This is a genomic window from Paenibacillus sp. T2-29, assembly GCF_052921365.1.
Genome location: NZ_JBREVE010000020.1, coordinates 1 through 14,540 on the forward strand (window position 1 = coordinate 1; position 14,540 = coordinate 14,540).

A 14,540-nucleotide genomic window follows, 5' to 3' on the forward strand; every position below is an offset into this window, starting at 1 on the left:
CGATCCGGAATATCCGGCCGACCGCATCCGCTTTATGCTGGAGGATTCAGGCGCGAAGCTGGTGCTGACGCAATCGCATCTGGCGGAGCAAGCATCACGGAGTTTCGACGGCCAGGTGCTGATACTGGATCGCGAGGACATCTATCACGAAGATGGTTCAAATCTGGAGCCACTGGCTGGGCCGCACCATGTCGTCTATGTCATTTATACCTCCGGTTCCACCGGAAAACCGAAGGGTGTAATGGTGGAGCATCACTCCGTGCTGAACCGGATTTTGTGGATGCATGATCGGTACGGCTTGGGTGCGGAAAATACGATTCTGCAAAAGACCGCCTTCACCTTCGACGTGTCGGTGTGGGAGCTGTTCTGGTGGTCGATGGTCGGCTCAAAGGTAAGCCTGCTGTCGGTCGGCGGGGAAAAGAACCCGGAAGACATCGTCGACACGATTGCCCGCGATGGCGTGACTACGATGCACTTTGTACCAGCCATGCTGCATGCGTTCCTGGAGTATGTGGAACAGCAGCCACGAGAAGTGATGCAAGCGAAGCTGGGCACACTGCGCCATGTCTTTGCCAGTGGTGAAGCGTTGCCGCCACAGCATGTGGCCCGGTTCCAGCGGCTCGTGTCGAGCCTGGCCGGAGCGAAGCTGGTCAATCTGTATGGCCCAACCGAAGCGACGGTGGACGTATCGTACTTCGATTGCGAGCCTGATGGAGCCTATTCGGTTATTCCTATCGGGAAACCGATTCAAAACATTCGTCTGTACATCGTCAAGGAAGGCACGGAGCAATTGCAGCCGATTGGGGTTGCAGGGGAACTGTGCATCGGTGGTGTCGGCGTAGCCCGCGGCTACCTGAACCGTCCGGAGCTGACGGCCGAGAAATTTGTAGCTGATCCGTTTGCCGGCGGGGAAGCAGGGTATGAGCGGATGTACCGTACCGGCGATTTGGCGAGATGGATGCCGGACGGGAACATTGAATATCTGGGCCGGATCGACCATCAGGTGAAAATCCGGGGGTACCGGATTGAGCTGGGCGAGGTCGAAACGCAGTTGCTCCAAGTGGAATCGGTACGCGAAGCCGTGGTCATGGCTCGTGCGGACGAAACGGGACAAAAACACATGGTGGCCTACTATGTTGCCGGGCAAGAAATCAGTGCCAGCGAGCTGAGAAGTGCGCTGGGGCAGGAGCTGCCAAGCTACATGGTACCATCGTACTTTGTACAGCTAGAGCAGATGCCACTGAGTCCCAATGGCAAAATCGACCGCAAGGCACTGCCAGCACCGGAAGGTAGCCTGCAAAGCGGAGCCGATTATGTCCCGCCGCGGACGTGGGTGGAAGTGAAGCTGGCGCAAATTTGGCAGGATGTGCTGGGCCTGGCGCAAGTTGGCGTGAAGGAAAACTTCTTCGAGATTGGCGGACATTCGCTGCGGGCGACGACACTAACCTCGAAGATTCACCAAGAGCTGAACAAGCAGCTTCCTCTGCGCAGTATTTTTGAAGCACCAACGATTGAACAACTGGCGGCTGTGCTGGAAGGTCTGGATCAGGTGGCGTATGCGTCCATTCCGGTAACGGAAGAGCGTAGCTTCTATCCACTATCCTCGGCGCAAAAACGACTGTATGTGCTGCATCAGTTCGATCCGCTGGATGTGAACTACAACATGCCGTCGATGCTGCAAGTGAACGGTCCGCTGGACGTGAAACGAGTGGAACATGTATTCCGTCAACTGATCGCCCGCCATGCGACCTTGCGTACTCGCTTTGAGCTGATCGACAGTGAGCCAATGCAATGGATCGAGGACACCGTACCGTTCGAGGTGGAATATACGAAGGTACAGGCAGAGGGTGCGACTGCGGATATAGATCAGGACACAACTACAGATCAGGACACAACTACAGATAGGTACACCAGGGTCAACATAGAGGCGCAACAGCTGGTGCGGCGCTTTGTCCGTCCGTTTGATCTCAAAGCTGCACCGCTGCTGCGAGTAGGCTTGGTGGATCTGGGCGTTCAAGGAGTAGAACAGGAATCCCAACATCTGCTTATGCTCGATATGCACCATATCGTCTCAGATGGGGTGTCCCTGGAGGTCCTGACTGATGAGTTTGTCCGTTTGTATGGCGGTGAAGAGCTGGCGCCATTGCGGATTCAGTACAAAGATTATGCCGTATGGCAGCAAAGCGAAGCCCATCAGGAATGGATGCAGCGTCAGGAAGCGTACTGGCTGAACACCTTCCGAGGGGAACTGCCTGTGCTGGATCTCTCTACGGACTTTGCCCGCCCAGCGGTACAGAGTACGGCAGGGGATACGATCGAATTTATACTGGAGCGTGAGGTTAGTGAACGCCTGAAAGAACTGGCTGCCCAGACCGGCTCTACCCTGTATATGGTGATGCTGGCTGCGTACACCACACTCTTGCACAAATACACAGGCCAAGAGGACATTGTAGTCGGTACGCCGATTGCCGGACGACCGCATGCGGAGCTCAGTAATCTAGTCGGTGTCTTCATTAACACGCTGGCGATTCGCAATTATCCGTCCAGCGACAAATCGTTCCTTGAGTATCTGCAAGAGGTCAAGGAGCATGCGCTCCGTGCGTATGAGCATCCGGACTATCCGTTTGAAGAACTGGTGGAAAAGCTGAATGTAGCGCGGGATACAAGCCGGAATGCGCTGTTTGACACGATGTTTGAATTGAAAACGTTGGAGCAGCGGGAGTTCGAGCTGGAAGGGCTGACCTTGAGCTCCTATCCACTGGACAATCAAACGGCAAAATTCGATTTGAGCTTGGAGGCGATAGAGCAGCCGGAAGGTATTCTGTGCAGTCTGGAATACAGCACAGTGCTGTACAAGCGGGAGACCATGACGCGATTGGCACAGCATTTTGCGGAAATCGTTCGAGCGATTGCATATCATCCGCAGCAGCCACTGGCAGTTTTGAATATGGTAACCGATGAGGAACAAGAGCAACTCATCTACGGTTTTGGAGAAGTGGGCGTAACGGATGTTGCTGCGGTTGAAGCAGGAGCCCTGTTCCATACCTATGTGGAAGAACAGGCTCAGCTTATACCAGATCACGTGGCGGTGGTATACGAGGAGCAACAGCTTACGTACCGGAAACTGAACGAGCGTGCGAACCAATTGGCGCGCAGACTAAGAAATGAAGGCATTGGACGCGAATCGATTGTCGGCATTTTGAGTGAGCGCTCGGTAGACATGCTGGTCGGTGTGTTGGCGGTCTGGAAGGCTGGAGGCGCATATGTACCGCTGGATGCAGACTATCCGTCCGAACGCATTCGTTTCATGCTGGAGGATAGTGGTGCGACGGTGCTGCTAACGCAAACCGGTTTGCAGGAGCGCGCACAAGCATGGCTGAATGAAAGCTACGTGGCTTTGGGCGATGAAAAAGCTAAGGGTGAGCTGGAAACAGCGGCTGGTGCTGAAACGATGGAAAGAGACAACCTGAATGAAGGCTTAGGCTTGAAATCAGATTCGAAGTCTGACAGCGAAGAAGCATCCAAATCAGCAACAGGGCTGCGTCTGCATACCGTATTGGCATTGGACGATGAGTCGCTGTACACCGGGGATGCCACGAATATCGACCCGATCAATGAGCCGCAGGATCTGGCGTATGTGATTTACACCTCTGGGACAACGGGACGTCCGAAGGGCGTCATGATCGAGCATCGCAGTTTGGTCAATACGGCTGCGGCGTATCGCCGGGATTACCGTCTGAGCGAGTTCCCGGTACGACTGCTGCAATTGGCAAGCTTCTCCTTCGACGTGTTCGTCGGGGATATTGCGCGGACGCTTTATAACGGTGGAACGATGGTCATTTGTCCGAAAGACGATCGGATTGATTTTAGCCGTCTGCACGGATGGATTCGTGATTATCAAATTACGGTGTTTGAATCAACTCCGGCCCTGATCGTACCGTTTATGCAGCATGTGCATGAACAGGGGCTGGACATGAGCAGCATGGAACTGCTGATCACCAGCTCAGACAGCTGCAGTGTGGCGGATTACCGGGTGCTGCAAGAGCGGTTTGGCGCAGATATCCGCATCATGAACAGCTATGGCGTCACGGAAGCGGCGATTGACTCCAGCTTCTATGACGAAGAGCTGTCGAAGCTGCCAAGCAGCGGTCATGTGCCGATTGGTCAGGCATGGCTGAATGCACGCTTCTACATTGTGGACAGCCAGCTGAATCCGGTGCCGATCGGCGTACTGGGCGAACTGTGCATCGGCGGAATTGGGGTGGCACGGGGATACCTGAACCGTGCGGATCTGACAGCCGAGAAATTCGTGGCGAACCCGTTCGTACCGGGTGAACGACTGTATCGCACCGGCGACTTGGCGCGGTGGATGCCGGACGGCAATGTAGACTTTATTGGCCGGATGGATGATCAGGTCAAAATCCGGGGCTTCCGGATTGAACTGGGCGAGGTGGAAGCGCAGCTGCTGACTGTGGATGGCATTGAGAAAGCCATCGTTACCGCCTGGGAAAACGAAAACGGAGACAAAGATCTGTGCGCGTATGTCGTAGCCTCGGAGGCGCTGAATTTGCCGGAGCTGCGCAGCACACTCCAGCCCAAACTGCCGGGCTATATGATCCCGACGTATGTCGTACCACTGGATCAATTCCCGCTGACACCAAACGGAAAAATTGACCGCAAAGCGTTGCCAGCACCGGAAGCGCGCCTCGAAGGAGGTACGGAGTATGTTGCGCCGCGGACCCTGCTGGAAGAGCAGATGGTACGTATTTGGCAAAGCGTTCTGAATCATCAGCGGGTAGGCATCCAGGATAACTTCTTTGAAGTGGGAGGACATTCACTGCGTGCCACCACCCTGATGGCGAAAATCCATCAGGAGCTGAATCACAAGCTGGCCTTGCGAGATATTTTCCAATATCCGACGATTGAGCAATTGGTGCAGGTGATGGGTGAAGATCAGGCCCAGCAAATGTATGTATCCATACCTGTGGCGGAGGAGCGCGAATATTATCCCGTTTCCTCGGCGCAAAAACGGATGTACGTGCTGAGTCACATGGAAGGTGGAGAGGTGAGCTACAACATGCCAGGAGCTTTGATTATCGAAGGCTCCTTGGATAAAAAGCGACTGGAACAAGCCTTCCGCCAGCTGATTGCCCGTCATGAAACCCTGCGAACCCGATTCGAGATGGTGGATGGCGAGGTGATTCAGCGGATTGAATCTAACGTCCCATTCAGCGTGGAGTATGTGCAAGCAAGCGAAGAAGAGACACCGCAGTACGCACAGGACTTTGTACGTGCATTTGATCTCGCACAAGCTCCGTTGCTGCGGGTTCAGTTGATCGAAAACGGACCGGGGCGTCACGTTATGCTCTATGACATGCACCATATTATTTCGGATGGCGTCACGGAAGGAATTATCGTGCAGGAGTTCTCTCAATTGTACGAAGGCAAGGAGTTGCAGCCACTCCGTATTCAGTACAAGGACTATGCCGTTTGGCAGCATGCAGATATGCAAAGTGAACGTCTTCGTGCGCAAGAAAGCTATTGGCTGAACACCATGTCTGGTGAAATTCCGGCACTGGATATGCCAACGGATTTTACAAGACCCGCCGTACAACGTCTGGAAGGAACTCGATTTGAGTTTGCGATCTGCATGGAGGACAGCGAGCAGTTGAAGCAGCTGGCCGCGCAAACCGGATCCACCTTGTACATGGTATTGCTTGCAGCGTATAGCACACTCTTGCATAAATACACGGGTCAAGAGGACATCATCGTCGGCACGCCGATTGCCGGAAGACCACATGCGGAGCTGGGTAGCCTAGTAGGCGTATTCCTGAACACACTGGCGATTCGCAATTATCCGTCTGGTGACAAAACGTTCCTTGACTACTTGCAAGAGGTCAAAGAGCATGCGCTCAGTGCGTATGAGCACCAGGAATATCCGTTTGAAGAACTGGTTGAAAAGCTGAATGTAACGCGGGATACGAGCCGGAATGCGCTGTTTGATACGATGTTTGAGCTGAAAACATTTGAGCAGCAGGAGTTCGAGCTGGAAGGGCTGACCTTCAAGCCGTATCCAACGGACGATCATACGTCCAAATTTGATTTGACCTTGGATGCTGTAGAGCAGCCAGAAGGCATTCTGTGCAGTCTGGAATACAGCACGGCGCTGTACAAACCTGAGACTATCGCGCGCTTTGCGCAGCATTTTACCGAACTCGTACGTGCCATTACACTGCATCCACAGCAGCCACTGGCAGCTCTGGATATGGTAACTGTCGAGGAAAAAGCACAAATCCTCTATGGTTTTGGAGATGTAGGCGTATCAGATGTTACTGCGGTTGAAGCAGGAGCACTGTTCCATACCTACGTGGAAGAACAGGCCCAGCTTGTACCGGATCATGTGGCGGTGGTGTACGAAGAGCAACAACTTACGTACCGCACACTGAATGAACGTTCGAACCAACTCGCTCGCAGACTGCGAAATGAAGGCATTGGACGCGAATCCATTGTCGGCATTTGGAGTGAACGGTCGGTAGACATGCTGGTCGGCGTACTGGCGGTGTGGAAGGCTGGAGGCGCATATGTGCCGCTGGATGCAGATTATCCGTCCGAACGCATTCGTTTCATGCTGGAGGATAGCGGCGCGACGGTGCTGCTGACTCAAACCAGTTTGCAGGAGCGCGCACAAGCATGGCTGAGTGAAGGCCAAGGGGCTCTGGGCGTAGGAAAGACCGAGGGTGAGTTGGAAACAGCGGTTAGCGCTGAAACGATGGAAAGCGACCGCCTCAATGAAGGTGTGAGCTTGAAAGCAGATTCGAAGTCTGACAGCGAAGCAGCATCCGAATCGGCAACAGGGTTGCGTCTGCATACCGTACTGGCATTGGACGATGAGTCACTGTACACCGGGGATACGACGGACGTTGAACCGATCAACGATCCGCACGATCTGGCGTATGTGATCTACACCTCTGGCACAACCGGACGTCCGAAGGGCGTCATGATTGAGCATCGCAGCTTGGTGAATACGGCTGTAGCGTATCGCCGGGATTATCGTCTGAACCAGTTCTCGGTACGACTGCTGCAATTGGCCAGCTTCTCCTTCGACGTATTCGTCGGCGATATGGCGCGGACGCTTTATAACGGCGGCACAATGATTATCTGTCCGAAAGACGACCGCATTGATCCAAGCCGTCTGTACGGATGGATTCGCGATTACCAGATTACCGTGTTCGAATCGACTCCAGCCCTGATCGTACCGTTTATGCAGCATGTGCATGAACAGGGGCTGGACATGAGCAGTCTGGAACTGCTGATCACCAGCTCGGATAGCTGCAGTGTGACGGATTACCAGGTGCTGCAAGAACGGTTTGGTGCGAATATCCGCATCATGAACAGCTACGGCGTCACCGAAGCGGCGATTGACTCCAGCTTCTACGACGAAGAACTGTCGAAGCTGCCAAGCAGTGGCCATGTGCCGATTGGCCAGGCGTGGCTGAACGCACGCTTCTACATTGTGGACAGCCAGCTGAATCCGGTGCCGGTCGGCGTGCTGGGCGAACTGTGCATCGGCGGCATCGGGGTCGCACGGGGCTACCTGAACCGTGCGGACCTGACCGCCGAGAAATTCGTAGCGAACCCATACGTGCCGGGTGAACGTTTGTATCGCACAGGTGACTTGGCACGATGGATGCCAGACGGCAATGTGGACTTTATTGGCCGGATGGACTATCAAGTCAAAATCCGGGGCTACCGGATCGAGCTGGGCGAGATTGAAACGGCGATTCAGCGGGTACCAGGTGTACGCCAAGCCGTAGTTATCGACCGAACGGATGAGCGTGGACACAAGTATTTGTGTGGATACATTACGGGAGAAACCGAGCTGCGGATCGAGGAAGTGCAGGCAGAGCTGGAAGCCGGACTGCCAGCGCACATGGTGCCTGCACGTCTGATGCGGCTCGAGACGATCCCACTGACCAGCAACGGCAAAATCGACCGCAAGGCCTTGCCGGAGCCGGAAGGCAGCATCTATACGGGAGCAGCTTATGTGGCCCCGCGTACGAAGGTGGAGCAAGTACTGGCTGCGGTATGGGCCGGAGTGCTCGGCGTAGAAGCCGTAGGCACGCAGGATAACTTCTTCGAGCTGGGCGGCGATTCGATCAAAGCCCTGCAAGTCTCGTCCCGCTTGCTGCAAGCAGGTTATCGACTGGAGATGAAAGACCTGTTCAGTCATCCGACGGTGTCTGCCTTGGCGCTGAAAGTCCAATCGGTGACAAGATTGGCAGATCAGAGCCAAGTGGTGGGCACTGTGAAGCTGACACCTGTTCAGCATTGGTTCTTTGAGCAGAACCTGACGGATGCTCATCATCATAACCAGTCCATTATGCTGCATAGCCAGGACGGTTTTAATGTAGCGGCGCTGCGTACAGCGATGGATCAAATGGTTAGTCATCACGATGCACTGCGGATCGTTTTCCGCCTTACCGAGCACGGGTATGAAGCTTGGAACCGCGCGGTGGGTGAGGGCGAGCTGTATACGCTGGAACGTATAGACTTCAGCCATGAGACTGAAGTGTCTGCGGCGATCGAGGCCAAAGTAAATGAAATTCAGGCGGGCATTCATTTAAGCGAAGGACCGCTGGTGAAGCTGGGGCTATTCCATTGCCCCGATGGAGATCATTTGCTGATAGCTATTCATCACTTAGTAGTAGATACCGTATCCTGGCGTATTTTATTCGAGGATCTTACGACAGCCTATGAACAGGCACTGCACGGACAAGCGGCTCGTCTTCCGCACAAAACGGATTCGTTCCGCACCTGGGCTGAGGCACAGTCTCACTATGCGAACGGTCCAGAAATGGCAGCAGAGCTCGCCTTCTGGCAGGAAGTGGAACAGGGGGCGTATGAGCCGCTTCCAAAAGACCAGCCGCAACCACAATCCTTGAATAAAGACAGCGAGCTTATGACGGTCACATGGACCACTCAGGAAACGGAGCAGTTGTTAAAACAAGCGCATCGTGCCTACAACACAGATATGAATGATTTGCTGCTGACCGCACTCGGCCTGGCTATTCATCGCTGGGCGGGGATTGAACGCGTACTCGTCAACTTGGAAGGCCATGGACGGGAATCCATTTTGCCCGAGCTGGATATTACGCGCACGGTGGGCTGGTTTACGAGTCAATTCCCGGTTGTCCTGGATATGAGCGCAGGACAAGATCTTTCACAGCGCATCAAACAGGTGAAAGAAGGGCTCCACCGGATTCCGCAAAAGGGCATTGGCTACGGGATACTGAGATACTTGTCCGCCGCATGCGAGCAAGAGCGTTTTGGAACCGAACCTGAAATTAGCTTTAACTATCTCGGACAATTTGACCAGGATATGCAACATCAATCCATTGGCGTGTCTCCCTACGCTAGTGGTGCCGAGCTTAGCGCATATGCAGCCAGATCACACACGCTGGATCTGAACGGGTTGATTTCGGAAGGTCAATTGCAATTGACGATCAGCTACAGCCATCAGGAATATCGCAGGGAAACGATGGAGCGGCTAGCTGAAGCGCTCAGAACCAGCCTGCAGGAAATCATCACGCATTGTGCGGGCCGCAAACAGCAGGAGCTGACGCCAAGCGATGTCATGCTTAAACCTGTAACCTTGGCCGAGCTGGATCAGTTGGTCGAACGGACGCGTGACATCGGGGAACTGGAAAATGTATATGCCTTGACACCGATGCAAAAAGGCATGTTGTTCCATAGTCTGATGGATGCAGAATCAGGGGCTTATTTTGAACAAACGACCTTTGATTTGCGCGGACGCTTCCAGGCCGATATTTTCCAAGATAGCTTGAATCAACTGGCGCAGCGGCATGAGATCTTTAGAGCTAATTTCATCAGCGGCTGGCAGGATGAGCCCGTACAGGTGATTTTCCGTCATAAAGATGTTGGTTTCAGATGTGAAGATTTGCGTCATTTGGATGATCAGGAACGTGACGCGTATGTGCAGGAATTTATTCGCCAGGACAAGGCAGCTGGATTCGATTTGTCCCGGGATGCGTTGATGCGCGTGGCGATTTTGCGGACAGGTGATGAGGATTATTATTTTGTATGGAGTTCTCATCACATCCTAATGGACGGCTGGTGTGTGGCGTTGGTAACGGATGAGGTGTTTGAGGTTTACTTTGCAGCCGTAGAACATAGAGAACCGAAGCTCGCCCCTGTGACTCCATACAGTCAGTATATTGCGTGGCTGGAAGCACAGGATGTAGAAGCAGCAGTCTCATACTGGAAGGAATATTTGCTGGGCTATGATCAACAAACTTCGATTCCGACCGGAAAAGTAGGCGCGAAAGCGGACGGCGAACAATTTGAGCATGTACTGTGCGACCTAGGTAAGGATTTAACAGGACGTATGGAAATGGTAGCCAAGCAGTATCACGTGACCACCAATACGCTCCTACAAACGGCATGGGGCTTACTGCTTCAAAAGTACAACGGTAGTAACGACGCTGTCTTTGGCGGTGTCGTATCGGGTCGCCCGGCAGATATTTCGGGGATCGAAAATATGGTGGGCTTGTTCATTAACACCATCCCAATTCGTATCCGCAGCCAGGCTGAGGACACCTTTGCCGACCTGATCAGAGCAAATCAGCAGCAGGCGCTGGCTTCTCAGGATTATGAAACGTATCCGCTGTATGAAATTCAAGCCTTGACCGAGCAAAAGCAAGAGCTGATCCAGCACATTATCGTGTTTGAAAACTATCCGGTGGAGGAGCAGGTCGAACAGCTTGGCGAAGGTGCGGAATCGGATTTTGTAATTAGCAATGCAGGGATGATTGAACAAACGAACTATGATTTCAATCTGGTCGTCATGCCGCAGGAAGCAATGAAAATCCGATTCGAATACAATGCGAAGTTATATGATCGGGAAGCGGTGGAACGGACGCAGGGCCATTTAATACAGCTGCTGGAGCTGGTGGTGGCGCAGCCGGACATTCAAGTGCAGGAGCTGGATGTGTTAAGCGAGCAGGAACGCGAGCAAATTCTCCACGGATGGGGAGATACAGCCGCTGAGTATCCAAGCGAACAAACGATCCATGGCTTGTTCGAAGCACAAGCCGTGCAGACACCGGAACAGCCAGCATTGTACTTCGAAGGTGAGCAGTTGACCTATCGCGAGCTGAATGAACGTGCGAATCGTCTGGCTCGTACCTTACGCAGTCAAGGCGTGACGAAGGATCGGCTGGTGGGTCTGATGACCGAGCGTTCGGTAGACATGATCGTGGGCATCTTTGGAATTTTGAAAGCTGGGGGCGCATATGTCCCAATCGATCCAACATATCCAGAGGAGCGTATCCGCTACATGCTGGATGACTCGGGAGCAGAGCTGTTGTTGACGCAAAGCCACTTGGTGGACAAAGTAGCTTTCGACGGTCAGGTGCTGGTGCTGAATGGGGCGGAGAGTGTGCATCACGAGGATGGCTCCAATCTGGAGTCGTTGTCTGGTCCGAACGATCTAGCGTATGTGATTTATACGTCAGGTACGACGGGACAGCCGAAAGGGGTTATGCTGGAGCATCGCGGTCTGTGTAATCTGAAAACGTATTTTGATCAGGAATTCCAGATCAGCGCGTCGGATCATACATTGCTGTTTGCCAGCTATTCGTTTGATGCAGCTTGCTGGGAAATCTTCCAAGCCCTGTTCTGTGGTGCCACGTTGTACATGCCAACGTCAGAGACGATTTTGGACTATGAGAGATTCGAGCATTACATGACAGAACATCAGATTACGATAGCGACATTACCACCAACCTATGCGGTCTATCTGGAGCCAGAACGGATGCCAATCCTGCGTATTCTGATCACTGCCGGTTCAGCCGCTTCAACAGAGCTGGTATACAAGTGGAAGGATCATGTAGCGTACTACAACGGGTACGGTCCAACTGAAAACTCGGTGGCGACATCCATCTGGCCAGTATCCAAGGATGAGAGAGCAGGACAGCTGATTTCTATCGGCCGCCCTGTACCGAATCACCGGGTATACATGGTGGATGTACATGGACATTTGGCTCCAACAGGCGTAGCGGGTGAGCTGTGCGTGTCCGGTCCAGGTCTGGCTCGTGGCTATCTGGATCGTCCAGAGCTGACGGCTGAGAAATTTGTACCGAATTCATTTGCGGCTGGCGAAGCAGGTTATGAACGAATGTATCGTACGGGTGACTTGGCAAGATGGATGCCGGATGGCAACATCGAATATTTGGGCCGGATCGACCATCAGGTGAAAATCCGGGGTTATCGGATCGAGCTGGGCGAGGTCGAGACACAAATTTTGAAAGTAGAGAGCATACAAGAGGTCATCGTACTGGCCCAGGCGGACGAGCAGGGACAAAACCAACTGGTGGCGTACTTTGTTGCCGAACGTGACGTGAGTGTGGGTGAGCTGCGAAGCTTACTGGGTGAGGAGCTACCAAACTACATGGTGCCTTCGTACTTGGTACAGCTGGAACAAATGCCGCTGACACCGAACGGTAAAATCGACCGCAAGGCCCTGCCAGCACCAGAAGGCAGCCTGCAAAGCGGAGCCGACTATGTCGCACCGCGGACGTGGGTGGAAGTGAAGCTGGCGCAAATCTGGCAGGACGTGCTGGGCCTGGCGCAGGTCGGCGTGAAGGAAAACTTCTTCGAGATTGGTGGACATTCCCTGCGGGCGACGACACTGGCCTCGAAGATTCACAAAGAGCTGAACAAGCCACTTCCACTGCGCAGTATTTTTGAAGCACCAACGATTGAGCAACTGGCCGTTGTACTGGAACAGCTGGATCAAGTGACGTATGCGTCCATTCCGGTAGCGGAAGAGCGCAGCTTCTATCCGCTGTCCTCGGCACAGAAACGACTGTATGTGCTGCATCAGTTCGATCCGCAGGATGTGAACTACAACATGCCGTCGGTGCTGCAAGTGAGCGGTCCGCTGGACGTGAAGCGGGTGGAACATGCATTCCGTCAACTGATCGCCCGTCATGCATCCTTGCGTACCCGCTTTGATCTGATCGGCAGTGAGCCAATGCAATGGATTGAGGACACGCTACCGTTCGAGGTGGAATATACGAAGCTACCAGCAGAGGGTGTGACTACGGATACAGACACGATGGCCAGCAAGGAAGTGCAGGAGCTGGTGAGTCGCTTTGTCCGTCCGTTTGATCTCAAAGCTGCGCCGCTGCTGCGGGTAGGGTTGGTGGATCTGGGCGTATCTGGAACTGAGCAGGAACCGCAGCATGTGCTTATGCTCGATATGCACCATATCATCTCGGATGGGGTGTCGATGGGTGTACTGACTGAAGAATTTGTCCGCTTGTACGACGGGGAAGAGCTGCCGCCACTGCGGATACAGTACAAGGATTATGCCGTATGGCAGCAAAGCGAAGCCCATCAGGAATGGATGCAGCGTCAGGAAGCCTACTGGCTCGATACCTTCCGGGGTGAACTGCCTGTGCTGGATCTACCGACAGACTTTGCCCGTCCGGCGGTGCGAAGTACGGCAGGCGATACCGTGGTGTTTGGGCTGGAACGCGAAGTAAGCGAGCGTCTGAAAGAACTGGCGGCGAACACAGGCTCTACACTGTATATGGTGTTGCTGGCGGCGTATACCGCCCTCTTGCACCAATACAGCGGCCAGGAGGACATCGTCGTCGGCACGCCGATTGCCGGACGACCGCATGCGGATTTGGAGCCGATCCTCGGCATGTTCGTCGGTACGTTGGCACTGCGGAACTATCCGACAGCAGAACATACCTTCCGCAGCTACGTGGAAGAAGTGAAGGTTCGCGCCCTGCAAGCCTACGAGCATCAGGACTATCCATTTGAGGAGCTGGTGGAAAAGCTGAATGTGAAGCGGGATATGAGCCGCCATCCGCTATTCGATACGATGTTTACCCTGCAAACGACCGAAGAAGGCGAACTACAGTTGGCAGACCTGAGCTTCCGTCCATATGGCTTGGAGCAAACGCCAGCGAAGTTTGACTTGACGCTGGAAGCCAGAGAGGAAGAGGCAGGCATCCAGTTCGGATTGCAGTATGCAACTGCGCTGTATCAACGGGAAACCGTTGAACGGATGACACGTCACTTTATTCGCTTAGCCGAAGCCGTGGCAGCGAACCCGGATGCGAAGCTGGGTGAGCTGGAGCTCATTACGACAGAAGAAACCAAGCGGATTCTAAAGGTATTCAATGATCCGAACGCACATAGCGTGCGTGGAACACTCCAAGGCCTGTCGCTCAGCGAGCGTTTTGAAGAGCAAGCGAAAAACAGCCCTGAGCGGGTAGCCGTGGTATCTGGGGACATGGCGCTATCCTACGCTGAACTGAATGAGCAGGCGAACCGGTTGGCCCGTGTGCTACGGGCGAAAGGGGTTGAAGCAGATCAACCGGTAGGCGTATTGTTGGAACGTTCTGCGGATCTTCTGGTGAGCATTCTGGGGGTACTGAAGGCCGGAGGCGCGTATGTGCCAATGGATACGATGTATCCACAGGAGCGCATTGACTACATGCTTC

At 53.8% G+C, this 14,540-nt stretch carries 1 protein-coding gene; it reads left to right on the plus strand.

Annotated features, from left to right (window positions below):
* Positions 1–14,540 (plus strand): amino acid adenylation domain-containing protein (locus tag ACU1JV_RS27880; RefSeq protein WP_446724761.1); only part of this gene is annotated, 14,540 nt, incomplete at both ends.